Annotated in this window: 19 protein-coding genes and 1 riboswitch; of the genes, 2 read left to right on the top strand and 17 right to left on the bottom strand. The window is 47.8% G+C overall.

Translation table 11 applies throughout. The features are described 5' to 3' along the window. Positions 1–37 precede the first annotated feature (37 nt). The 4 genes from ACSNJE_RS02395 to dapF form a co-directional block, all read right to left on the bottom strand. Complete coding sequence (locus tag ACSNJE_RS02395; protein WP_345786544.1) at positions 38–928, bottom strand: YicC/YloC family endoribonuclease; 891 nt, start codon at positions 926–928, stop codon at positions 38–40. Positions 929–1,163: 235 nt separating this feature from the next. Continuing rightward, positions 1,164–2,510 (bottom strand): glutamate 2,3-aminomutase, encoded by a 1,347-nt coding sequence (gene eam, locus ACSNJE_RS02390; protein ID WP_152909054.1) that lies wholly within the window; start codon positions 2,508–2,510, stop codon positions 1,164–1,166. A 99-nt stretch (positions 2,511–2,609) separates the two neighbouring features. Continuing rightward, positions 2,610–2,748, bottom strand: a riboswitch (cyclic di-AMP (ydaO/yuaA leader). A gap of 196 nt (positions 2,749–2,944) precedes the next feature. Continuing rightward, a complete protein-coding gene (locus tag ACSNJE_RS02385; protein WP_495251907.1) occupies positions 2,945–4,117 on the bottom strand; it encodes an LL-diaminopimelate aminotransferase in 1,173 nt (390 codons plus the stop codon). A 92-nt stretch (positions 4,118–4,209) separates the two neighbouring features. Beyond that, a complete protein-coding gene (gene dapF, locus ACSNJE_RS02380; RefSeq protein WP_052218711.1) occupies positions 4,210–5,043 on the bottom strand; it encodes a diaminopimelate epimerase in 834 nt (277 codons plus the stop codon). Positions 5,044–5,261: 218 nt separating this feature from the next. Here dapF and ACSNJE_RS02375 point away from each other — a divergent pair, with 218 nt between their 5' ends. Further along, positions 5,262–7,055, top strand: a complete 1,794-nt coding sequence (locus ACSNJE_RS02375) for an Rqc2 family fibronectin-binding protein (protein ID WP_495251906.1) — start codon at positions 5,262–5,264, stop codon at positions 7,053–7,055. A 45-nt stretch (positions 7,056–7,100) separates the two neighbouring features. Here the strand turns inward: ACSNJE_RS02375 and ACSNJE_RS02370 are convergent, their stop codons facing one another. The 6 genes from ACSNJE_RS02370 to ACSNJE_RS02345 form a co-directional block, all read right to left on the bottom strand. Further along, entirely contained in the window at positions 7,101–7,289 is a 189-nt protein-coding gene (locus tag ACSNJE_RS02370) for a TatA/E family twin arginine-targeting protein translocase (RefSeq protein ID WP_052218709.1), read from the bottom strand. An 18-nt stretch (positions 7,290–7,307) separates the two neighbouring features. Then, positions 7,308–8,138, bottom strand: a complete 831-nt coding sequence (locus ACSNJE_RS02365; RefSeq protein ID WP_052218708.1) for a formate dehydrogenase accessory protein FdhE — start codon at positions 8,136–8,138, stop codon at positions 7,308–7,310. An 18-nt stretch (positions 8,139–8,156) separates the two neighbouring features. Continuing rightward, positions 8,157–8,825 (bottom strand): formate dehydrogenase subunit gamma, encoded by a 669-nt coding sequence (locus ACSNJE_RS02360; protein WP_461568235.1) that lies wholly within the window; start codon positions 8,823–8,825, stop codon positions 8,157–8,159. Beyond that, positions 8,812–9,630, bottom strand: a complete 819-nt coding sequence (locus ACSNJE_RS02355; RefSeq protein WP_495251905.1) for a 4Fe-4S dicluster domain-containing protein — start codon at positions 9,628–9,630, stop codon at positions 8,812–8,814. Before ACSNJE_RS02355 ends, ACSNJE_RS02360 begins: the two co-directional genes overlap by 14 nt. After that, positions 9,630–12,662, bottom strand: coding sequence for a formate dehydrogenase-N subunit alpha (fdnG, locus tag ACSNJE_RS02350; RefSeq protein WP_495251904.1), 3,033 nt, complete (start codon positions 12,660–12,662; stop codon positions 9,630–9,632). The genes ACSNJE_RS02355 and fdnG overlap by 1 nt, the downstream gene beginning before the upstream one ends. Before the next feature lie 565 nt (positions 12,663–13,227). Continuing rightward, a complete protein-coding gene (locus ACSNJE_RS02345; protein WP_495251903.1) occupies positions 13,228–14,391 on the bottom strand; it encodes a methyl-accepting chemotaxis protein in 1,164 nt (387 codons plus the stop codon). A gap of 281 nt (positions 14,392–14,672) precedes the next feature. On the opposite strand from ACSNJE_RS02345, the gene typA reads away from it, so the two are divergent. Then, complete coding sequence (typA, locus tag ACSNJE_RS02340) at positions 14,673–16,514, top strand: translational GTPase TypA (RefSeq protein ID WP_495251902.1); 1,842 nt, start codon at positions 14,673–14,675, stop codon at positions 16,512–16,514. Positions 16,515–16,525: 11 nt separating this feature from the next. On the opposite strand, the gene ACSNJE_RS02335 is transcribed toward typA, so the two are convergent. The 7 genes from ACSNJE_RS02335 to carA all read right to left on the bottom strand — a co-directional run bounded on the left by ACSNJE_RS02335 (position 16,526) and on the right by carA (position 25,468). Continuing rightward, complete coding sequence (locus ACSNJE_RS02335) at positions 16,526–17,335, bottom strand: DUF4352 domain-containing protein (RefSeq protein WP_495251901.1); 810 nt, start codon at positions 17,333–17,335, stop codon at positions 16,526–16,528. Between the two features lie 647 nt (positions 17,336–17,982). Then, positions 17,983–18,561 carry an orotate phosphoribosyltransferase gene (gene pyrE / locus ACSNJE_RS02330; RefSeq protein WP_495251900.1) on the bottom strand — a complete coding sequence of 193 codons (579 nt, stop codon included), beginning with the start codon at positions 18,559–18,561 and terminating at the stop codon, positions 17,983–17,985. Beyond that, positions 18,555–19,313: an orotidine-5'-phosphate decarboxylase gene (pyrF, locus tag ACSNJE_RS02325; RefSeq protein ID WP_282432054.1), complete on the bottom strand. Its 759-nt coding sequence runs from the start codon at positions 19,311–19,313 to the stop codon at positions 18,555–18,557. The genes pyrE and pyrF overlap by 7 nt, the downstream gene beginning before the upstream one ends. A 65-nt stretch (positions 19,314–19,378) precedes the next feature. Then, positions 19,379–20,296 carry a dihydroorotate dehydrogenase gene (locus ACSNJE_RS02320; RefSeq protein ID WP_495251899.1) on the bottom strand — a complete coding sequence of 306 codons (918 nt, stop codon included), beginning with the start codon at positions 20,294–20,296 and terminating at the stop codon, positions 19,379–19,381. Next, complete coding sequence (locus tag ACSNJE_RS02315) at positions 20,289–21,134, bottom strand: dihydroorotate dehydrogenase electron transfer subunit (protein WP_495251898.1); 846 nt, start codon at positions 21,132–21,134, stop codon at positions 20,289–20,291. The genes ACSNJE_RS02320 and ACSNJE_RS02315 overlap by 8 nt, the downstream gene beginning before the upstream one ends. 25 nt (positions 21,135–21,159) lie before the next feature. Then, positions 21,160–24,384 carry a carbamoyl-phosphate synthase large subunit gene (carB, locus tag ACSNJE_RS02310; protein WP_495251897.1) on the bottom strand — a complete coding sequence of 1,075 codons (3,225 nt, stop codon included), beginning with the start codon at positions 24,382–24,384 and terminating at the stop codon, positions 21,160–21,162. A gap of 4 nt (positions 24,385–24,388) precedes the next feature. Beyond that, positions 24,389–25,468, bottom strand: a complete 1,080-nt coding sequence (carA, locus tag ACSNJE_RS02305) for a glutamine-hydrolyzing carbamoyl-phosphate synthase small subunit (protein WP_495251896.1) — start codon at positions 25,466–25,468, stop codon at positions 24,389–24,391. Positions 25,469–25,482 lie beyond the last annotated feature (14 nt).

Here is a 25,482-nt window from a genome sequence, read left to right as displayed (position 1 = left end):
CCTCCTTTTATTAGGAATTCCTTATTTTACCTTTAACTTACTCTATATTCTGTACCTGTTCCCTTATTTTTTCCAATTCACTTTTGGCCACAATTACAAGGTTGCTTATGGTTAAATCATTGGCTTTGGCACCAATGGTATTCACTTCCCGGTTCATTTCCTGCACCAAAAAGTCCATTTTTCGACCAATGGGTTCCGCACTGTCCAAAGCAGCCTTAAACTGAGCGAAATGACTCTGTAGCCTGACCAGTTCCTCAGTAATATTGCTCCGGTCGGCAAAAAAGGCCACCTCAGCAGCTAGCCGGCTCTCGTCAACTTCTACACTTTCGAGCAGTTCTTTTATCCGGGCATGTAGCTTTTCTTTATACTCCACCACCACATTAGGAGCACGGTCGTTTATCTGCACCCAACAACCTTCCAGTTTCTCAATACGCGAGTACAGGTCTGCGCGCAGCCTTTTCCCCTCTTCCCGGCGCATATTTACTAACTGTTCGAGAGCCATTTCCGTAGCAGTCTGTAAAGCTTTTGCCATTTCTTCCATGTCGGGGTCCCCTTCTTCCAGAACCACCACATCAGGAAAACGGGCAATATCAATCAACTGTATCTGCTGTTCGGGTGCGCCTAAAATCTCCCCTAAATCCTTCAAAGAATTATAATACGCTAAGGCTAAATCTTTGTCAACTTTGATGGTTTTATTTTTACTGTCTTCTGTCTCAACGGATACGAAAACATCAACGCGCCCCCTGGCCACTTTTTCGGCAACACTTTTTTTCACCAGGTCCTCCAAGGCTGCATAAAGCCTTGGCATCCGGACAACTGTTTCCAGGAAACGATAATTAACAGAACGTATCTCTACAGAAAATACAACATTACCGCCGGTACATTCACCCCGGCCATAACCGGTCATGCTCTTTATCAATCTTTCCACCTCTTCATCTCTTGACAACATTCCTATTATTACCACAACCAGTTAAAAAGTTTCGATTTAAAGAAAAAGTTTGAACTACTGGTTTTAACACACAAAATTAATAGTTCTACTTAAAAAAAGAAATTCCTCTTTGAAAATCCAGAAATCAAGAGAATTTTTAAGAATTAAGGAGAATTCCCAACCTATTCCCCGGAAACACGCTCACAAAAAAGCCCAGGTGTTAACCCCGGGTAGCTCAAGTAGATTTAACCAGATTCAAATCGGTTTTAAAATGCTTTTTATTGGGATAAGACATTACTTTTTTCTCCCATGTTCGGATAACTATCTCATCTTCGCCGGATGAAATCAGGTATTCGGGAAGCATAGGCGTTTTTCCGTACCCTTTCGGAGCATTAATTATATAAGTGGGAACGGCCAACCCCGAAGTGTATCCCCGCAGTTTTTCCATGATTTTGATTCCTTCTTCTACCTTTGTGATAAAATGACTGGTGCCTGTAACAGTTTTAGCGTGAAATATATAATATGGACGAATGCGCACCTTCAAAAGTTCATGGTTGAGTTTTTTCATGACATGGACATTATTATTTATTCCGTTCAGCAGAACCGCCTGGTTACCCAACACAGCCCCTGCCTTGATCAACTTGTCGCATGCTTCGGCTACAGCCGGGGTAATTTCCTTGGGATGGTTAAACTGAGTATTGATATAAAGTGGCGGGTGTTTCTCAAGAATCTCACATAATTGCGGGGTAATTCTTTGCGGCATGGAAACCAAAGTCCTGGTACCGATTCTTTTGATTTCAACATGCGGAATGCTATCCAACTGGGTTAAAATCCAATCTAATTCCGAATTACTTAACAGCAACGCATCCCCCCCGGTAATGAGGACATCCCGGATTTCCGGATTCGCCCTGATATATTCAATGGCAGCTTTTATCTCCGAACGGGGCTTGTTGCGGTCAACTTCCCCGATATTTCTCCGGCGTTGACAGTGCCTGCAATACATGGCACACTGATTCGTGACGTTTATTATCAACCTGTCCGGATACCTTCTCGTTATGCACGGAGCGGGCGATGTAAACTCTTCTCCCATCGGGTCGTCTTTCCCTGATTGGTCTAATAACTCCAGTATACTGGGGATAGCTTGCAAGCGAACAGGGCAGCTCGGATCGCGCTCACTCATGAGGCTGGCATAATAAGGCGATATAGCCCATCTGAACTTCTGTCCCACTTTCTTTATATCTTCGATTTCTTTCTCAGTCAGGTCGATGATCTGCGCAAGGACTTCCACATCTCTGATCCGGTTTTTCATGTGCCATTTCCAGTCATTCCAGTCTGCTTCCGTACCGTTTAAAACCTGTAAAATCCTGGCCTTCCTCTTTTCAATCCGGGGCCATTGATCAAAACCCGTTTCGATATGGTCTCTCGCCACCAGATAATCCTCTATCCGCAATTTTAGTTCAGCCGCTCTTTCCAGCGCTACCTGCCTTTTCTCTTCCGGGGTTATAATCCTCTGTACCTGATTGTTTTTTGCGCTACTGTTTTCAACTTCCTGATGCAGCATATAATCCTCTTTCATCACCATGGCCAAGTCCTCCTTTCCAAAGTTAAAACACAAAACCCCCGAAACAAACCGGGGGTATAGAGTCAGCTAATTTTGAGGACAGCCAAAAAATGCTAAAACACTTCTTCCTGTCCACGCTTGCGAAGTTAGCTGACGGATTCGGGTCGACAGATGACCCTACCCACAATAGTTGTGGGATTCACCCCAAAAGGTTGGTTCCTCCGCTTCTTTTTAGCAAAGAATTCAGCGCTGTAAGTAAGCATCTAGCCATTAATAAAGGTGTATTATATATTTGCTTATATATATTATACTATAAAAATCTTTTTTTGTACATAAAAAACAAAGCTTTATTTATTATTTTTAAAATAACCCGATGATTTTAGCCCCATTCCACGCATAATTCACTTTCCTTACACAAATTCGACGAAAAAGAAAAGCGAGACTTTTTCTCGCTTTTAAAATTCCACTTTGCCTACGTTCTGTTTTATTCTTTCAATAGCTTCAAGAATGCGTTCTTTTTCCACCGTCAAAGCAATACGGAAGAAACCTTCGCCGTATTCGCCGTATCCATTGCCGGGCGTAATAACTACACCGGTTTTTTCAAAAACATATTCAGCAAAAGAAATTGAAGTATAGCCCTTAGGCACGGGTGCCCACACATAGATCGTAGCCTTGGGTTTCTCCAGGTTCCAACCAAGGCTGTTCAACCCATCGACAACAATATCTCTTCTTTCACGATAGACTTCACTCATTTCTTTTGTACAATCCTGCGGCCCTGTTAATGCAGCAATACCGGCGTACTGGACAGCCTGAAATACTCCGGAATCAATATTTGACTTGATTCTGCCCAAAGCTTCTATAACTCTGGCATTACCGGCAGCCCAGCCAATTCGCCAGCCGGTCATGTTATAAGACTTGGAGCAGGACCCAAATTCGATACCCACATCCTTGGCCCCCGGATATTCCAAAAAACTTGGCGGCCTGTATCCTTCGAAAGCAATCTCCTGGTAAGCAGCATCGTGGCAAACTATAATGTCGTATTCCTTGGCAAAAGCAATCAGTTTGTGATAGAACGCGTCATCAGCAATAGCCCCCGTCGGGTTATTGGGATAGTTTACAAACATCAGCTTTGCCTTTTTAGCTATATCAGGAGGTATGGCATCCAGATCAGGCAAAAATCCGTTTTCCGGCTTCAGAGGCATAATGTATGGATTCCCGCCGGCCAAAAGTGCGCCTATACCATATACGGGGTAACCGGGGTCGGGAATTAAGGCCACATCGCCCGGATCCAAATAACAAAAAGAAATATGGGCAATGCCTTCTTTGGAGCCTAACAGAGAAACGACTTCTGTCCTGGGGTCCAATTCAACGTTAAACCTGTTCCCGTAGTATTCCGCAACTGCCTTACGGTAACTCAGCATACCTACCGATGAGGGGTACCGGTGGTTTTCCGGGTTATGGGCCTGTTCGCAGAGCTTCTCAATTATGTGGTCCGGGGTCGGGCGGTCAGGGTCGCCTATCCCCAGGCTGATTACATCTACTCCTTCTTCTTTGGCCTTTTCAATTTTTTTTTCGATTCTCGCAAACAAGTAAGCTGGTAATTGCCTAATGCGCTGTGCTTCTTCCAACTTTCAAATCCTCCTTTGTTTATGGTGGTAAAATAGCTTAATATATAATAATGTTTTTGGTCAATCACTGCATAAATTGGGTGGTTGCCAACCTATTCCAGGGTTGTACCTTTGAAAACATAAGCAGCCGGCCCCATCATATAGACATGGTTGTCCTGAGCCCACCGGATAAAGAGGTCGCCTCCATCGAGGTGTACAATGACTTCGCGGCCCGTAAATCCATTGAGGTGGGCAGCCACCGCCGACGCACAGGCTCCTGTGCCACAGGCCATGGTTATCCCGGCTCCCCGTTCCCAAACTCGCATCCGAACTTCATTTTCATTCAAAACCTGGACAAACTCCACGTTGGTTTTATTGGGAAAGGCGGTATGCGTTTCAACCCGGGGTCCAATTGCAGCTACCGGATAATCTTCCGCGTTGTCCACGAAAATCACACAATGAGGATTTCCCATAGAAACACAGGTAACATTATATGTAGAACCGTTTACCGGCAAAGGCTCAGCGACAACTTTCCCCGGTTCCCCCAGCATCGGGATACGCCCGCGTTCCAGTTCCGGCTCGCCCATATCTACTTCGACAAGCGCCTCTCCGGCAGGGTTTTCTATAATCCGGGGTATTCTTATGCCTGCCAGAGTCTCAACTCTGATGGTTTGCTTTTTCACAATACCGTGGTCATATAAATACCTGGCAAAACACCTGATTGCATTGCCGCACATCTCCGGCTCACTGCCGTCAGGGTTAAATATGCGCATCTGAATATCTGCCGTTTCTGAGGGTAATATAAAAACTAAGCCGTCAGCCCCTATACCGGTTTTCCGGTTGCACAGCCGTACTGCCAATTCAGCCCCGTTCGCCAGGTTGTTTTTATCAAAATCTTCGATTAAAATAAAGTCATTGCCAAGTCCATGCATTTTAGTGAACTGCAACCTATTCTGCCACCTCCTTTGACATGGAAAAGCCAAAACAAAAGAGGAATTTCCTCGCCGGTTTTGGCCCCGATAAAAAACACATTATTTTTCGTACAAAAATGTACTATTTTAATAGAATTACTTACTAATTTATCTTATACTACTTATAGGCCTTTTGCAACAGTTTCCGCCCTTGTATACAATATATAATCAAATAATTAGGTTTTGGAGGAAATATGGCATACGACAGTTTAGTTTTGTCTGCTCTGATTAACGAATTGAACCAAACTATCCTGGGCGCCCGTATTGAAAAAATATATCAGCCGGGTAAAACCGATATCGTAATTATTTTCCATACACCCGCCGGTAAACAGAGATTGTTCATGTCCGCCGACCCCGGCATGGCCAGGGTACACCTGACCCGTTTTAACAGAGAAAATCCACTGACACCGCCGATGTTCTGCATGGTACTCAGGAAACACCTGGAAGGCGGTAAGCTTACCCGTATCAGCCAACCTGACTTTGAACGCATCATTCGCTTGCATATAGAAAGCTACGATGAATTGGGCAGGTTAAGTGAAAAAATCCTGGTTTGCGAAATCATGGGCAAACACAGTAATATTATTCTCTTGAACAGCGAGGATAATGTGATTTTGGATGGAATTATCCGTTTCAGTCACGCCGTAAACAGGTACCGGGAGGTTTTACCGGGCAGGTCCTACGTTGCACCACCCGGTCAGGGGAAAATTAACCCCCTGCATATCTCGGAGTATGATTTTAAATCTATTCTCTGGAAAAAGGTCTTGACCTGTGCTGAAAGCGCCCCTGCATCTCCCGACAAATGGCTGCTACAAACTTTTACCGGCTTAAGCCCGCAAACCTGCAGGGAAATGTTTTTGCTGAGCGGCCTGGCCGAAGATATCACTCTGGATAATTTCGGTGAACATGAATTGCAAAAGTTGTGGGAATCCTTTTCTTCCATGATGGAAAAAACCAAAAAAGCAGCTTTTTGTCCTACTTTGGTACTGGACAATCACAAACAACCTGTAGCTTTTTCCGCCCATGACCTGGTTCAGTTCGGCCCACTGCCGAAATTACATGGCTCCATGAATGAAATAACGGACCGCTTCTACCAGGCCAGACACGAACAAAATCTGTTCAGGCAGCTCAGGGACCGGTTAAACAAAACAGTCAGTAACGAGATTAGCCGGAACCGGAAAAAGCTGACTTTTCAGGAAGAAACCATTGCCCTTGCCAAAGCAGCGGAGGAATACAGAAAAGCCGGCGAGCTTTTAATGGCGAACCTGCATCTTCTGAAGCCTTATATGGAATCGGTCACATTACCGGATTTTTACGATCCCGGGCAAAAAGAAATAACCATTGCCCTTGACCCGTCCTTAACCCCGTCAGAAAATGCCCAGGCCTACTTTAAAAAATATAACAAAGCCAAAGCCGGTAAAAAAGCGGCCCGGGAACTACAAAGAGAGATCGAACAGGAACTGGCGTACCTGGAATCAGTTTCCGCCAATATCGACCAGGCCGCCTCCCTGGAAGACCTGGCCGAGATTAAAACAGAACTGGCTGAACAGGGTTATATCCGGGAAAAGTCTACAGGCAAAAATAAAAAAACACCTGCTCCCGAAAGCAGGCCCTGGCAGTTTTCCACAGAAGAAGGAGCAATTATCTGGGTGGGCAAAAATAATAAGCAGAACGATTGGTTAACCTGCAAAAAAGCCAAAGCTTCCGACCTATGGCTGCATGTGAAGGACAGCCCCGGTTCGCACGTAATCGTCCGGTCCGAAAACGGCGACATCCCGGAAAAAGTCTTAATCCAAGCAGCGCTATTGGCGGCTTACTTCAGCAAGGCCCGAAATTCAGCTAAAGTCCCTGTGGATTATACCTTGCGTAAGTATGTGCATAAACCCAACGGAGCCAAACCGGGCATGGTAATATACGAAAACCAGCGGACAGTTTATGTGACCCCGCCAAGGGAATTATCAGAAATACCTGTCCGGCAAATAATAGAATAGGGGGCGATTTTCGCCCCCGCTCCAGAATAAGATGCTCTCCTTCGGTCAGGAGTCTCCTTTTTCTTTTTCCTGCAACTCTTTATGCAATTCTGACTGTACCTCGGCGGATGCCCTTCTGAATTCCTGCATAGCCTTACCGATGGCTCTGCCAACTTCGGGTAGTTTGCCCGGCCCGAAAATTATCAGGGCAATTACCAAAATGAGAATCAGTTCGGGAAATCCCAGGTTAAACAAGGAAACCACCTGCTTTGCTCAGTTTGTTTTCTTGTTTTCGGAAATACCGACCTCTTTTATATATCCTTCTCTTTCTGCCAGTATGTCCAGGTGTATGGTTTTTATGTCTGTTATCAGTGCATTTTCTCTGGTGATAATTTTTTCCTCGTCAATGGTCTTGATATATCCTTTGCACCGTTCACAAACGTTTACCCTGTAGACTTCATCATCTTCCACGGTGAAATACTTTAAGGTATCATGGTCTGTATTCGAACAATGCGGACATTCCAGACCGGCAAAGGGCCATTCCGTTTCACACAGGGAACAATGGAGCAACCTACGGTGACTTCCCGCCGAAATAACAGCAAATGAAGGTTTCCAACCGCAGACGGGGCAGTATCTCTCAAACCACCGGTTTTTGTCGTATTGGCCTTCCAGATTTCTGGCATAATTGGCAACGAAGGGTTTCAACACGTTAAAGAAGACAAAGGATGTCAAGTTGCCGTCTAGACGGTGTTGTTCCACTAACTCGCTGATATAACTTTTATCCTGCCAAAGAAACCTTTCCAGAACCTTTGGCAATTCTTCTTCAAGGTCAGCCAAAGCCTGTATTCCGGCTAGTTTACCGGCTACCTGCGGCCGGTATTCCGCCGTAACCCGGCATACTTCCAGCAAAGCCTGTTTAACTTTCTCTTTTTCCGGATGAAAACCGGTAAAATTTAGCAGAGGGGCCTTTTCATTGATAAAGGTATCCTTTTGTTTCTCTGTTAAGGTTACCGGTAAAAGGTCCCCGGAAAATTTATCTTGTACCCTTATAAGTTCGCCATAAAAATCGAGAATTTCCTTCGGTACCAACAGTTCTTTCGGCAACTTCCTCAACTCCCTGCGTTATGCTTGGTCACCTTTCACCTTTTTCACCCATAATGGATAATGGTGCCTCGCCCACTCTTCCTTAACATAACCCGATAACATGCCATTGATACCGTGTCTGGTTGCCGGCAGCCCGCAGGCCATGTAAGCATGCCCAAGAGCAGCGGAAAAAGTCAGAATAAAGGTTAAATCATGCACCGGCAGGGCCCACTGCACCAAAACTACGGGAAAATACTGTTTAAACCAGATGACAATTCCCGATAAAGCCAACAGGGTACAGCCAAAGACCTGCAGCAGGGAATTAATCTTTTCCCCGGCATTAAACTGGCTTTGCGGCGGGAATTCAACGGGTAAACCAAACAGTTCCCTGGGAAACATCTTCAGGAACAAAAGTTCGTTTTTTCCCCAGGTAGTAACGTCTTTCATCCATTCTTGAAAACCTTTGAAATTAGCGGCCAGGGATATCAGCGGGCAGATAATGAAAGCCACCGCCATAATTCTGTGCACGAGCCTGACGCCCTGAAAACCGCCGAACAGTACGGCCAGAAAACTGAAAGATTTGATATAAATAATCATACCCGTCAATGCCAGCATGAAAAAAGTCACTGTATGCGCCCAATGGGCAAAGATGGCTACCCGACCGAAACGAAGAATCATTTCACCGGAGGTCTTCTTATTGTTGTCCATGCTCTTCCCCTCCTTCACTTTCGTGATGGTCTCCGTGGTTGTTTTTCATTATTCTGTTGGAAACGGCGCTGGCAAAAATGGCCCCCAGGACTCCAACGGGGAGCATTTTACCGATAGGCTGAATAACGTCTTGCCAGATTGAGGCCACGACCGGTATTGCCGGCTTAGCAGGCAAGCCATAGAATTCAGGTTCCTCCAGCAGCAGGTAAAATACACCGGTACCCTGCAAGAACTGGTCGTCCAAACCGTAAAGATTGGCGTTCGGATACTGTTTTTTCACTTCAGCCAACCGTTTCTTTGCCTCCGCAACCAGTTTATTGCGCTCGCCGAACCGAATCGCACCCAGAGGGCAGGTTCTTGCGCAGGCCGGTTGTAAATTGTTGCTTATCCGGTCAGAACATAAATGGCATTTATACATTTTCTTTTCTTTTTCATTAATTTTGGGTATACCAAAGGGGCAGTACTGGGCACAGTATCCGCAGCCGATACACTTCTCCCGGTCCACCACAACAGCGCCTTCCGCAGTGTGGAATATGGCATTTTCCGGGCATACCTTTTCACAGGCCGCTTCTGTGCAATGCATGCACTGGCGTTTTAAAAACAACCAGTCCATCTTCTCCTGCTTCAACCGTTCCTTCATTACCACATAGGTAAAGGTCTGGGGCGACGTATCTTCGTGGGTCTGCAGGTAACCCTTAAATTCCAGTATTTCTGCCGGCAATTGGTTCCAGTTTTTACATGCCGTCTGGCAACCACGGCAGGCAGTACACCGGGAAGTATCTATAAATTTACTTAAATTTGCCATTATTTCGCCCTCCTTATGTTGACCAGAAAGGCTTTATATTCGGGTATCATAGTGTTACCGTCGCCGATATGGGGCGTCAGTTCATTAGCAATTGCTCCCTTGGCAAATCCTTTAAAGCCGAAGTGCCAGGGCAAGCCCACCTGGTGAACTTTCTTACCGTTAATTTCAATCGGCTGGAACCTTTCGGTTACCATGGCTTTTGCCTTAATTCGGCCTCTCATGTTTTCTACGATAACCCATTCGCCATTGGCAATCCCTAACTGGTCAGCCAGCGCCTTACTCATTTCCACAAACATTTCAGGCACCAGCTCGCATTGCCACGGCTGGTTTCTTGTCATGGCTCCCGTTTGCCAATGTTCCGATACACGGTAAGTGGTCGCCACGTACGGGAATCTGCCGGGAACAGACTGCTCGTCGGGATTCCAGACCTTCACCACAGGGTTTACCTGAACAGGGTTAATAATGTTTTTGACTGGGCTTTCCCATGGTTCGTAATGCTCGGGGAAAGGCCCTTCTTTCATTCCTTTCTTGGCAAATAATCCAGCGACACCGTCATCAAGCATGATAAAGGGCTGGTTGCCTACAAAGGGGAAATCACTGCCCGTAGGCGGACAGGTTGCTTTAAAGTCCGGAACGTCCTTACCTACCCATTTACCCGGTTTACCTGTTTTCGGATCAATAGCCGTCGAATCCCACCAAATAACAGCCTTATCCGCGGACCAGGGCTTACCTGCTAAATCGGCAGAAGCGCGGTTGTACAGGATGCGGCGGTTTAACGGCCAGGCCCAGGCCCATTCCAGGAATTGTCCAATACCTGTCTTATCCACCGTGTTTCGGCGCTTGGCCAGGTTGCCTTCTTCGGGATAGACTCCGCTCATAATCCAGTTACCACAGCAGGTAGTGCCATCATCCTTGAGATCAAGGAAATTGTTAACCTGTTTCTTTGTTTTGACATCATAGCCGTTGATTTCGCGCACTACTTTGTCAATGTCAATCTCCTCGCCATGGCCATAATCCCAGAATAAGTCCCGAATGGGAGCGTCCTCTGGCCTGGCGCTGCCGGCGTATGCCTCTTTCAGTTTGGTTGCCAGCAGGTGCATGATCTCCAGGTCTGCCTTGGCTTCCCCAACAGGCGCGGTAGCCTTCCAGCGCCACTGAATCCAGCGCCCGGAACTGGCGATGCTGCCCTCTTTTTCGTAAGAAGAGCAGGCAGGCAGAACAAATACTTCCGTTTTAATAGCGGCAGGGTCCTCTCCTGCTTCACGGGTCCAGAAATGCATGGTTTCCGTCGGGAATAAATCAACGGCCACCATCCAGTCAAGTCTCTTTAAAGCCTCTTTTTCTCTGGAACTGTTCGGCCCGCCTACCACTGGGTTCTGCCCCCACAGCATGGCTCCTTTTATCTCGCCCCTGTACATAGCTTCAAAAAGAGCTATATGGGAATAGTTCTTATCAGGGTCCCTCTTGGGCAGGTAATGATAAGCAAACTCATTGGCCGGGGTAGCCGCCGGACCCCACATGGCTTTCAGGTAACTAATAACCCATTTAGGTGTATTAACCTTAAAACCGGCCTTAGGCGTTTCTTTTTCCAGGAACGCCTTCAGTGTCGCATGCTCTGGGCTTGCGCTCGGAGTTGCGATATATCCGGGCAGGATATGGAATAGCAAGCCATAGTCCGTAGAACCCTGCACGTTGGATTCGCCCCGCAGGGCCTGCACACCGCCACCCGGAATGCCAATGTTGCCCAGCAATAACTGCAAAATGGCGTAAATGCGGACATTCTGCGAACCGACAGTATGCTGGGTTGTCCCCATTGCGTACATAATAGTCCCGGCCTTATCGGGCCTGCCGGTTGCGGCATAAGTCTTGCAAATCTCCAGGTATTTGTCCTTTGGTGTACCCGTAACTTTCACTACGGTATCGACATCGTACCTGGCATAGTGCTTTTTCAGTAACTGGAAAACACAGCGCGGGTGCTGCAGTGTCATATCTTTTAAAGGCTTTCCGTCAGGACCCGTTTTATATACCCAGGTGTCCTGGTTGTATTTTTTCTTTTCGGCGTCATAGCCCGAAAATAAACCGTCTTTAAAATCGAAACCGTCGTCTACTATATAAGCGGCATTGGTATAATTGACCACATAATCTTTGAAGTATAGGTCATTTTCCAAAATATAATTTATCATGCCGCCCACGAAAGCAATATCCGTACCGCTGCGCAAAGGAGCATAAATGTCAGCCTTGGCGGATGTTCGGGTAAAACGGGGGTCTACGTGAATAATTTTGGCGCCCCTGTTTTCCCGGGCATGAGTCAGCCACTTGAAAGATATCGGATGGTTTTCCGCAGCATTACTGCCCAGAATAAGTGCACAATCGGTATTTCTCAGGTCAATCCAGTGATTTGTCATGGCTCCACGGCCAAATGATGGTGCCAGACCGGCAACCGTAGAACTGTGTCAGATACGGGCCTGGTGTTCGAGATAGACTATGCCCAATGCACGGGCCAGTTTTTGCAATAAATAGCACTCTTCATTATCCAGGCCGGCCCCGCCAAGATTGGCGATAGCCTCGGTCCTCATTACGTTAATTCCGTCTTTTTGGGCAACGAAAGTCTTATCGCGGGTTTCTTTGATTCTCCCGACAATTTGTTCAATGGCCCAATCCCATTCCACTTCCTGAAAAGAATCGCTATATGGCGCCCGGTACAAGGGCTTAGTCAAACGGTTGGGGTTTATTTTGCCTACCGCAATGGAATTTAACTGGAATACTGAAGCTCCTTTACTGCAGGCAGTCCCTTCATTCACCGGATGGTCAGGGTCCCCTTCAGTGTACAGCACATGTCCCTTTTCTGCATCGGTATGAACCAGCAAACCGCATCCGACGCTACAAAAAGGACAGATGGTCGGTGTGGCTTTAGCCGAACGGATTCTCAGTTCCTGAACCTGGGCATGGACAGGAGAAACGTCGAACCCGAGGGCGCACACTGCCGCAAAAGCTCCACTGATTTTGAAAAAATCTCTTCTACTAATTTCCACTTTATCCTCTCCTTCCTGTTTTAATAAATTTTGTCATAATTTTGCGACAATTCCCCTCTTTCTGCAAATTGCCTCGGTTTACATTTTCTTATGTTCCATGCATAGGGTCAATTTTACGTAAATAACTAAAGTAAAGAAACCCTTTTTGTTTACTTAATGTTCAAAATGACCAAAATTCAGAGGGCCGCTGCTACGAAAAAGAAACTGCCGCTGTGGAGGTAAAACAAGCGTTGCTCCGAGGTTATGGGCGGAGACGGTGTAAAACTCCGTTAATGGACTGGCTTAAGCTCCCTTCAATCGTGCTAATTTAACTTTGTCTTCAAACTGAAAAGAGGTCCGCAGACCTCTCAGATTGTAGACAGAGCAGGAAAAGGGGAAGTTAAATGTTTTCCGGAGCGGGGCTTAAATCTTCCCACTTTTTTCCGGTGTCAGGAGGGCATATTATTCTGGAGCGGGGACTTTAAATCGTCCTCCGGCCCGCGACCCACGCGGTGGGAGCGGCTGCCGGAGGAGATTTCGTCCGTGAGCGGAAGAATAATATGTCCTCTTTTTTTTAACCAACAAGCTATTTTGATTTGTAAAGTTTTACCGGCCTTCCCACGGTACCGTATTTCTGTTCCACTTCTACCTTGCCGATTTGTTCTAAAAATTCCAGATACCGGCGGGCAGTAACCCTTGTCAGGTTCACACCTTCACCGATTTCCTCGGCCGACATGGGACGGTTTTCTGATTCAATAAAGGCTAAAATCTGTTTCAAGGTTGCTTCATTTAATCCTTTCGGCAGTTCAACCGGTAATGGGTACCCGGTATCCAAACCAATTGGGTCGTTTTTTGCACTTGCAGGAAAATTGATTTCAACAGCGGGTTTTACCTGAACCAAGTTCGGCTCGGACGATGATTGGTGCACAGGAAAGGTGACAGTGTTCACCTCTGTACCGGCAACCCTGGCAATATGCATGGCAAAACTCTGCATACCTTCAACCATCTGGTTAAATGCTGCTGCCAGTTCCCCAATTTCATTTTTACTTGCTATTTCTACCTTTTGGTTTAACTGGCCGGTAGCCAATTCTTTGGTACTTTTGGTAATTTCCTGCAAAGGCCCTATTATAACACGCTGAGTAAAATACCAGGCAATCAAAGCAACCAGCACAGTTAAAATTACCGTTATTCCCACAATTGTGAACAGAGATTTGTGCAGCAATTCATCAGAAAGTTTCTTGGAAATTCCCACATAAAGCATACCTATGATTTTGCCATTAGCGTCCCGGATGGGTTTGTAGGCAGTGCGGTACATCTGTCCGACCACATTGGCTTCACCCAGGTAAAGTTCTCCGTTTTTTAAAACCTTTGTACTGACAATACTTGATACCCGTGTCCCTATAGCCCTCTGGCCATTCTTTTCCCGCACGGTGGTCGTGGTCCGTATATCGCCGAGAAATATGGTCACTGTATCGCCGGTTAACTCAGCTATTCTGTCCACTACCGCAAAATTATTGGTTATTTTCGTATCTCCTTTGTAAAGAATTCCGTTTCTCTCTTCCCAATACCCCGGGTACATCAAATTCAAAATCTCTTCTGCTGTGGCCAGGTCGCATTTTGCTTTTGTATCCGTGGCCAGAATGGCTCTATCCTTCATATATGCTACAGTTATTACAGTCCCGATTATCGAAAGTAAGATTAATGGTCCTATTACCAAAAACAACAACTGCTGTTTTAATGAACGCATCATATCCTAACCACCTTTTTCTATGACCTTAATTCATACTTTTCAGCCCGGGACTCTAATTAATAATTGTAACTTATATTACAGTATTCGGCAAGGCATAAATTCTTCATTTAATTCTTGTTACTTTGCTTCTCTCCTGCTATACTATTAATGTTGTGTGTAGACTCCATAAAATGACCATGGGCGATATGACCGAGGCTGTGCAGAAGGGCGTGAAACCTCAAAATATAACGCAGCTCCAATTTCTGTAAGACTACCGGATATTACAAGGAGGATATATAAAAATGAAGGTAAGTCACAATCAAAATATAAGAAATATAGCTATTATAGCGCACGTTGATCACGGCAAAACTACCCTGGTAGACTGCCTGCTCCGGCAAAGCGGTATTTTCCGTGATAATGAAGTTATCCAGGAAAGGGTTATGGATTCGAATGACCTGGAACGGGAACGGGGCATTACCATATTGGCCAAGAATACTGCCGTCAGTTACAAAAACATCAAGATTAACATTGTCGACACCCCTGGCCATGCCGATTTTGGCGGCGAAGTGGAACGGGCCCTTAGTATGGTTGACGGCGTGCTGCTAGTGGTAGATGCCTTCGAAGGCCCCATGCCCCAGACAAAGTTTGTTCTGCGTAAAGCCCTGGAAGCCAACCTGCATCCAATCGTGGTGGTAAACAAGGCGGACCGAGCAGACGCCCGGCCCCATGAAGTCATAGATGAGGTCTTCGATCTTTTTCTGGAACTCGGCGCCAGCGACGAACAGTTAGATTTTCCTATTATCTATGCTTCCGCCCGCGAAGGGTGGGCACGCAAAGAAATAGAAGACACCAATACAAATATGGAACCGCTCTTTGAGGCTATCATCAACCATATTCAACCACCGGCCTGTATTCAAGATGGCCCCTTTCAAATGTTGGTGGCAAACCTTGAATATGACAATTACCTGGGCAAATATGCCGTGGGCAGAATTAAACGCGGTATCGTTTCCCAGGGTGAGAACATTGCGGTTATAAAGCATGACGGCACCGTAGAAAAAGGTAAAGTGGCCAAGCTTTTTATTTACAGTGGTTTGAAAAGGATAGAAGTTACCAGAGCAGAAGCCGGAGATATTATTGCCGTAGCGGGTCTTACAGAAGTAAATATCGGTGAAACCCTGGCTGACGCCAACCATCCCGAACAACTACCCGTGATTACTGTTGACGAACCTACGCTGACCATGACCTTTATGGTTAACAACAGTCCCTTCGCGGGACAGGACGGTGAATTTATCACCTCCCGCAAACTCAGGGAAAGGTTATACCGCGAACTGGACTCCAACGTCAGTTTGCGGGTTGAGGATACGGACAGCCCCGATGCTTTTCAAGTATCGGGTCGGGGTGAACTGCACCTGTCCATCCTGATCGAAAATATGCGGCGGGAAGGTTACGAAATGCAGGTTTCCAAACCGGAAGTTATATACAAAACCATCGACGGTAAGCTAATGGAACCGATGGAACACCTGGTCATAGATATTCCCGAAGATTGTATGGGGCCGGTCATGGAAAACCTGGGCCGCCGAAAAGCAGAAATGCTGAACATGGTTTCTACCGGCAACGGCCAGGTGAGGATTGAATTTAATATTCCGGCCCGTGGTTTGATAGGTTTCCGCGGCGACTTCCTTACAGAAACCAGGGGTCGTGGTATCATGAACCACACCTTTAACGGGTATGAACCCTATAAAGGCGACATCCAGCACCGTTATAACGGCGCACTGATAGCCTGGGAAACAGGCGAGGCAACAACTTATGGCATGCTGCAAGCCGAAGAACGGGGATTACTTTTTATCCAACCGGGCATGAAGGTTTACGAAGGCATGATTGTGGGAATGAATAACCGGGACAAAGACCTGGAGGTCAACGTCTGCAAGAAAAAGCACCTGACCAACATGCGGGCCAGTACCGCCGAAGAAACGGTAAAGTTGAAAGAACCACGGATTTTATCCCTAGAAGAAGCCATAGAATTTATTAATGAGGATGAACTGGTGGAAATAACGCCAAACCACATCAGGATGCGCAAAAAGGTATTGGATAAAAATGAACGCGCTAAGTACAATAAGCAAGTCAATATGATGAAGGCGCAGTAGGAAACGGGGGACTACGGTACTACTTTTTTGGCGGCCATATCTTCAAATCCGTTATATTCCAGGGTATAAACAGGCGACTTGTTGATGAGGAATATCAGTCGGCCGCTGGCGCTTTCCCCTCTCTGCAGGTCTACAGGTCCAAAGTAATCAGGCAAATCATAAGTATCATAATGGATACCGGCTGATTCTCCGTCAGGAGCCGATAGGGTAAAGTTGTTAGGAATCAGCCGTACCAATTTGTTACCCTTATTTTTTACACTGATCAAAACATGGACAAAAACGTAATTATCCGACGCCTGTTGCAAACGGACATCTTTAACAGCCATCACCACGTCTCCCTCTCCCTCATAAACTGCCATTTTCTTTTTCATCTCTACCCTAAGTGAAGCTTCGTAAGCGGCCTTAATCTGCTGCCGTAGTTCTTTTGCTTCTTGCATATTGCCATCAAGGGAGAAGGCTTCTTCTATATTCGCCAATGCCGCTTTTATGTTGCCCGAAACAAAATTGGCCTTCGCTTTATCTATCAAATCTTTGGCCAACGCTTTTTTGGCCACTTTTAATTGATTACAGGCATCCTGAAAGTTTTTATCCTCCGGCACTACTTTTTCAAAAAACTCAATAGCTTTGTAATAATCTTTGTGTACCATGGCCCGTAAACCATTAGTATAAGCATCATCGGAAACTGCCGGCTTATTCCGGCTACCGGTTTCTTCCTGGGGAAGGTTAGTAACGAAAGAATTTTCCGGAGGTTTATTATTTGAGCAACCCGAAAGGAACAGTATTGAGCTGATAAACAGAAGGACTGCAACCCTCCGCATCATTTACCGCCCCCACTTGGTACCTGTTTTCATATATTACATCGGAATTTCTCTCATTAAACTTAATAACGAAAAACAAAAATCACTCCATAGCTTTCCTGGAGGCAACGGTACAACAACGGAACGGTGGGAGGGGTGACCCGGCTACCCCGGAGCTTTGTGCTGCATAACCTGGCCGGGCAGGCAGTGTTCCCGAACTCGATGGCTCATATTGCATTTCTAATAAGTCGGCCGCCTCCCGTCCGGGCACTCAACCTGCGTTGAGGCCGTACTTCCCGGCGGCCTTCGCCATCTTCAAACATGCGGGAACTCCCTGCCTTCCTGGCTGCGGTTCTGCGGACGCAGTCGCTCCTTAACGGTAGCCTCAGCACCCCTCCCACCGTTCCTTCTTTGTGTAGATTGAACCGTAGCACATACAATGGGCAATCACACCTGGATACCACTGTCCGGTAAAACAACGAGTTGCGACCTGGCGGAGGGCAGATAGACAGTACGGAGTTTACATTGTCTTTGCCCGTAGTCTCGGAGCAACGGTAGTTTCACCGGAAGAGCGGCATCCAAAGGGCAACAATTGTTTCACCGGTACAGTCGCTACGTGTTCAAGTAAGGGTAGGTGGGGTGACCCGGCTACCCCACCCACCCTTACTGCCTTAATTTACTTCCCTGCTGCCCGGTTTTACTACGGGTATGCTTTCCTTACATAGAGGACAATCATCAGCCTCCCATGACTGGATGTCCATTGTCAATTCAGCGTGCAGCGGCACGCCGAAATCAACAGCGCCGTTACTCCTGTCTACCAAAACGCCTACCCCAACAATATTGCCCCCTAACTCACGTATTACGTTCATCACTTCTTTCACTGAACCGCCGGTGGTAACCACGTCCTCCACCACCAGCACATTGGCGCCCGGTTCAATGGTAAAACCGCGACGCAGCTTCATCTGGCCCTGTTCGCGCTCGCAGAAGATCGAAGGCACACCCAAGGCCCTGGCCACTTCATAAGAAACGATAATACCTCCCATGGCCGGTCCGACAACAATATCAATCTTCTGACCCTGAAATTTTGCCGCCAGATCAGCGCATAATTTTTGTGCATACTCAGGAAATTTTAAAACCTGGGCGCACTGCATATACCGGTTGCTGTGGCGGCCGGAAGTCAGCCGGAAATGACCGGTCAACAGCGCCTTGGCCTCGGTAAAAATATTTAATACTTCTTCCTTACTCAACATTTCAACCCCTCCTCCATTTCCGCAACTATTCTTTTGGCGGCCTCCACCGGGTCATTAGCCGCTGTTATGGGCCGGCCCACTACCAGGTAACTGGCCCCGGCCTCAACTGCCTCTTTGGGGGTCATTACACGCTTTTGGTCATTTTTCGCAGACCAGGCCGGCCTTACCCCGGGGGTGACAATGACAAAATCATTACCGCAGGTTTCCCGAATGACCCTGATTTCCCTGGGAGAAGCCACAACGCCATTCAGTCCCGACTCTTTGGCCAGTTTGGCCCACTTAACAACCTGTTCCTCAACGGTTCGGTCAATACCCATTTCGTTGCGCAGTATTTCTTCATTGATGCTGGTTAATACTGTCACGCCGATTACTAACGGTCTCGGAAGATTTAAAGAGGACGCCGTTTCAACGGAAGCTCTGACAGCCGCTTCCATCATCTCCTTTCCGCCGGCCGTATGTACGTTGAACATATATACCCCGTGCCCCGTCAGGACAGCACTGGCCTGCCCGACAGTATTGGGAATGTCATGCAGTTTCAGGTCCAGGAATATCCTGGTCCCGAGGCTATGCAGCCTCTTCAACACTTCCGGTCCCTCGCTGTTAAATAACTGCATGCCGACTTTGAACACTCCGACATGCTCCTGCAGTTGGGCAACCAGCATTTCAGCTTCTTGTGCCGTATCCACATCAAGAGCCACTATCAAACGGTCCTTCGCTGCTAACAATTGTTTAGCCTCCTTTTCTTTGGCCAACCGCCCGGCAAACCCCCTCGGCCTTCGCCTCGGGGGTGTAAAGGAAGGTTTGCTTACGCAAACCCCTATTTCCACGCGGCGCCTACCAGTTCGTTAATATCTTTCACCCCGTATTTCTCCATGTATTGCTCTATCCCTTCAAGAACGTCCATGGTAGCCCGGGGATTAACAAAGTTAGCCGTTCCGACAGCCACCGCCGAAGCGCCGGCCAGGATAAACTCTATGGCATCTTCGCCTGACATGATACCGCCCATGCCCAAAATAGGAAGATTAACTGCCTGGGCTACCTGCCAGATAATGCGCACGGCCACGGGCCTGATGGCCGGGCCCGATAAACCGCCCATTGTGTTGCCAAGGACCGGCTTTCTGGTATGAATATCAATGGCCATGCCCAGCAGAGTGTTAATCAGGGCCAGGGCATCAGCTCCTGCCTCGGCTACCCCCTGGGCTATTTCCACGATGTTGGTCACATTTGGCGATAGCTTGGCAATAACAGGCAGGGTGGTATGCTGTTTTACTGTCCTGATAACTTCGGCAGCCATAAAGCAGTCGGTTCCGAAAACCATGCCGCCTTTTTTCACGTTAGGGCAGGAAATATTTACTTCCAGGGCCGCCACCCCGTCGGCGGCAGTCAGCCGTTTAGCCAGTTCGGCGTAGTCTTCCAGGGTATTACCTGCTATATTCACAACTACCGGAGTATCATACTCCTTTAGATAAGGTAAGGCCTTGCTGATAAAGTGGTCTACGCCCGGGTTCTGCAGGCCTATGGAATTCAGGATTCCCGCCGGTGTTTCCACAATCCTTACGCCCGGGTTGCCCAACCGCGGCTCAAGGGTAGTTCCCTTGACCACTATGGCGCCCAGCCGGTTTAAGTCGATGTAGGGAGCATACTCCGGGCCAAAACCGAAGCATCCCGAAGCAGTAGTAACGGGATTTTTCATCTGCAGGCCCCCAAGATTTACGGCCAGGTTTGGCCTAGTCATCAAAAATCACCTCACCTGCACCAAAAACCGGACCATGGGTACAAACAAGACTGTAATCAAAATTTTGTTCATGACCGGCCACTGACAACTGACCACCGGTCACTGATTGTTGTCCACCGGTCCTTTTTCTTGTTTTACACGTACACGCCAGACAGGCGCCCACGCCGCAGCCCATGCGGGCTTCCAGGGATACCTGGCCCGGGATGTTCGCTTCTTTCATCAGCCAGACCACATTCCTGATCATGACTTCAGGGCCACAGACATAGTAATAATCCGGTTTAAAATCGGTAATGGCCTGTTTAACCAGGTCAGTTACAAAGCCACGGTGGCCAACAGACCCGTCATCGGTAGCTATGGCCAAAGGCCAACCCTTTTCCTGCACGACATCAATGCCCACCACGGCATTAGCATTCCGGAAACCGTAAAGAATCTTCTGCTCCAAACCCGCCTGGTCCAACATGCCGATTAACGGTAAAAGCGGGGCCACTCCAATTCCTCCCCCTACCACCAGGCACCGGGTTGCCCTATCAGGTAGCCAAAATCCATTCCCCAACGGACCCATAATATCCAGGTCGGCGCCAGCTTCTATCTCACTAAGCATGCGCGTACCCCGGCCCACTACCACATAAAGCAGACTTAAAATACCCTTTTCTTTGTCAATATCGTAAAGGCTGATTGGCCTTCTGAGGAGCGGGTCCATGGTCCTGCCAACCCTGATATGCACGAACTGACCCGGTTTTGCTTCTTCGGTAACTTTTGGGGCATCAAGCTCCATAAGGTAATAGCCCGGTTTTACCGGACTGTTGCTGACAACTTTAGCCATTTCCCGGACCGGCAAATCACTTCCCCCTTTTTGTGTAAGTCTAATTAAGGTATTCCTGTAAAGGAATGAGCGTGAAATCTTTACCTTCTTCAAAGGACTTCAGCACGTCGCGGATTACCCGGGTAGTATCCAGGGAGGTCAGGCAGGGGATGCCGTGCTCAACGGCAGCACGCCTGATCTTAAACCCGTCCCTTTCGGGCTGTTTACCCCTGGTCAAAGTGTTTATAACCAGGTCAATTTTGTTGGCCCTGATCAGGTCTATGATATGGGGTGACCCCTCCCTGATCTTGTTGACCTTTTCTACCGGCAGCCCTGCCGCCTGCAGGGCTTTGGCCGTCCCGCAGGTAGCCAGCAGTTTAAACCCAAGTTCTACAAAACCCTTCAGAATGGGGATGACTTCTTCTTTATCCTTGTCTGCTATGGTGGCCAGTATGGTCCCTTCCCTCGGAATATCCATCCCGGCAGCCACCAGAGCTTTGTACAGCGCCATGGACGGGTCGACATCAACCCCCATTACCTCTCCCGTGGATTTCATTTCCGGCCCTAGCGAAGTATCTACCTTCAGCAGTTTGGAGAAGGAGAAGACAGGCACTTTAATAGCATAGTACCTGGGAGCCGGGTAAAGTCCCGGTTTGTAACCCAGGTCCCGGAGTTTCTTGCCCAGAATCATTTTCGTCGCCAGGTTCACCATAGGTACCCCGGTTATTTTGCTGATATAAGGTACCGTCCTGCTGGAACGCGGGTTTACCTCCAAGACATAAATCCGGTCTTCATGAAGCACATACTGGATATTGATAAGCCCTTTCACCTGCAGGGCCCGGGCCAGTTTGGTAGTATAGTCAACCACATCCCTGACCAGGTTCTCCGGCAGGCTCCTGGCCGGATAAACCGCTATGCTGTCTCCCGAATGAACGCCGGCCCGCTCAATATGCTCCATGATCCCCGGTATGAGTACATCCTCTCCGTCTGAAATGGCATCGACCTCAATCTCCTTGCCAACCAGGTATTTATCTACCAAAACGGGATGCTTGGGCGATACATTTACAGCAGACTTCATGTATTCCAGCAGTTCATCCTGATTATAAACAATTTCCATCGCCCTGCCACCCAGCACATACGAAGGACGCACCAAAACCGGGAAACCGATTTCTTCAGCAATTTCCTGGGCCCCTTCCACGGAGGTCGCCGTTCTACCCGGCGGCTTGGGAATGCCCAGGTCTTGCAGGAGCTGGTCAAATTTATCCCGGTCTTCAGCCATATCAATATACTTCACAGACGTACCAAGAATATTTACCCCGGCTTGGGCCAGGGGTTCCGCCAGGTTGATGGCTGTCTGGCCGCCGAACTGTACCACCACACCTACCGGCTTCTCTTTCTCGATGATATTCAGCACATCTTCCGGAATAAGGGGTTCAAAGTAGAGGCGGTCCGAAGTATCAAAATCCGTACTCACCGTCTCCGGGTTGTTATTGATAATAATGGTCTCAATACCTTCTTCCCGGAGAGACCAGACAGAATGCACCGAACAATAGTCAAACTCAATTCCCTGGCCAATCCTGATAGGCCCGGACCCCAGCACAATGGCCTTTGGCCGGTCCGTCGGCTCCGCTTCATCCTCCTGGTCGTAAGCAGAGTAATAATAAGGTGTCACCGCTTCAAACTCCGCGGCACAGGTGTCAACCATTTTGTAGACCGGAACTACCCCGTGCCGCTTCCTGACATGCCTGATTTCTTCCTCAGCCAAACCCGTAATTTCCGCCATATATACATCAGGCAAGCCAAAATATTTGGCCTCAGCCAGAACTTCCTTGGTCAGGAAATCCGTTCCCTGCGCCTGAACACCGGCAGCCAGCTTTTCTTCAAATTTAACGATGTTTTCTATCTTTTCCAGGAACCAATAATCAATCCTGGTAATCCTGTGGATTTCTTCTACAGTCATACCGCGCCGCATAGCCTCAGCAAGGACAAACAACCGCTCATCATCGGCGCTGGCCATTTTTTCTTTCAGCAATTCCGTGGAGATCTCTTCCATCCCTTTAACTGTTAGACCGTACCGGCCGATTTCCAGCGACCGGATAGCCTTCATCAGGGCAGCTTCAAAATTTCTGTCAATGGCCATTACTTCCCCTGTAGCCTTCATTTGGGTACCCAGCATACGGTCGGCGAAAGCAAATTTGTCAAAGGGCCACCTGGGGATTTTCACAACACAATAATCCAAGGCCGGTTCAAAGCAGGCGTAAGTTTTGCCCGTAACGGCATTGATAATCTCGTCCAGGGTCAAACCAATGGCTATTTTGGCCGCTACCTTGGCAATAGGAAAGCCCGTGGCCTTGGAAGCCAAAGCACTGGAGCGGGATACCCGCGGATTAACTTCAATAACAATGTATTCAAAGCTGTTCGGATTTAACGCAAACTGTACGTTGCAGCCGCCTTCAATACCCAGGGCCCTGATTATTTTTAGGGATGCTGCCCTTAACATCTGGTATTCCTTGTCGGACAGGGTCTGGGAAGGAGCCACCACTATACTGTCCCCGGTGTGTATCCCGACAGGGTCGATATTTTCCATATTGCAGACAGTGATGCAGTTATCGTTACTGTCCCTGATAACCTCGTATTCTATCTCTTTCCACCCGGCCACACTGCGTTCAATCAGGCACTGCTTAATCATACTCATTTTCAGCCCCCGGGTGGTAATAGCCTTTAATTCTTCCACGTTGTTGGCTATACCGCCGCCGGTACCCCCAAGGGTATAGGCAGGCCTTACAATGACCGGAAAACCTATTCTTTCAGCAAAAACCACCGCATCATCCACGTTATCCACGATTACGCTTTCCGGAATAGGCTCCTTTATCTCATTCATCATATCCCTGAACATTTCCCTGTCTTCGGCCTTTTTAATGGTTTCGAGCGGCGTCCCCAGCAGGGCAACCCCTTCTTCTTGCAAAATTCCCCTTTCCGCCAGTTCCACGGCAATGTTTAAACCAACCTGGCCGCCCAAGGTAGGCAGCAGGCCGTCAGGCTTTTCTATCTTGATAATTCTGGCTACAAAATCCGCCGTCAGGGGCTCGATATAAACACGGTCGGCTATGTTCGCATCGGTCATGATAGTGGCCGGGTTACTGTTGACAAGGACGACCTCCAAGCCCTCTTCCTTTAAAGCCCGGCAGGCTTGGGTGCCGGCATAGTCAAATTCCGCAGCCTGACCGATGATAATCGGGCCAGACCCTATAACCATTACCTTCTTTAAGCCCTGCTTCTTAGGCATCCTCCTACCTCCTCCATTGTTCCATCAAGTCCAAAAACTGGTTAAACAGGTATTCCGAATCCCAGGGACCGGGAGCTGCTTCGGGATGATACTGGACCGAAAATACCGGCATGGTTTTGTGCCGGAGTCCCTCTACCGTACCGTCATTCATATTTATATGGGAAACTTCCAGGTCCTTATCTGTCAGAGAATCACCGTCTACGGCATAGCCATGGTTCTGGGATGTAATATGCACCTTGCCTGTAGCCAGGTCTTTAACGGGATGATTGGCCCCCCTGTGACCAAACTTTAGTTTATAAGTTTTGGCGCCAAAAGCCAGCCCCAGGATTTGGTGCCCCAGGCAGATGCCGAATATGGGCTTTTCGCCAAGTAGTTTTTTCACCGTTTCTATGGCAAAGGGGACAGCCGCAGGGTCACCGGGACCGTTAGACAACATAATGCCGTCAGGATTCATGGCCAGTATTTCTTCGGCCGTGGTCTGGGCCGGGACAACAGTCACGTCGCAACCAAGGTTATACAGAGACCTGGCAATGTTTTTCTTCGCCCCAAAATCCATCAGCACCACTTTATAACCGTCATTCGGCAAGTTATACGGTTCTCTGGTGGTAACCTCCAAAACAAGCTCCGGCCCTGTCCAAGTTGGGGGCTGCTTAACTTTTTCTTTCAGTTCATCAATATCAAAATCACCGCTGGCAATTATACCCCCCATGGTTCCGTGGTTGCGGAGACGCCTGGTCAGCGCCCGGGTATCTACACCCGAAATTCCAACGATACCTTTTTCTTCCAGGTATTCATTAACTGTTTTTCCAGACCGCCAGTTACTGGGGTGTTCACAGAATTCCCTGACCACAAAACCTTTGCAAAAAGGCCTGATCGATTCAAAATCCTCGTCATTTATACCGTAATTGCCTATCAGGGGATAGGTCATGGTAATTATTTGGCTGCAGTAGGATGGGTCTGTAAGTATTTCCTGGTATCCGGTCATACCGGTATTAAAAACTACTTCGCCAAACTGTTCACCAACAGCCCCAAAGCCCTTTCCTTCATACACGGTACCGTCTTCTAATACTAAAACTGCCTTCATAATTTATCCTCCTT

This window comes from Thermincola sp. GK-1 (genome assembly GCF_059412445.1).
Note: the sequence above shows the minus strand (reverse complement) of the source record. Positions and strands in the feature narration are given on the sequence as shown.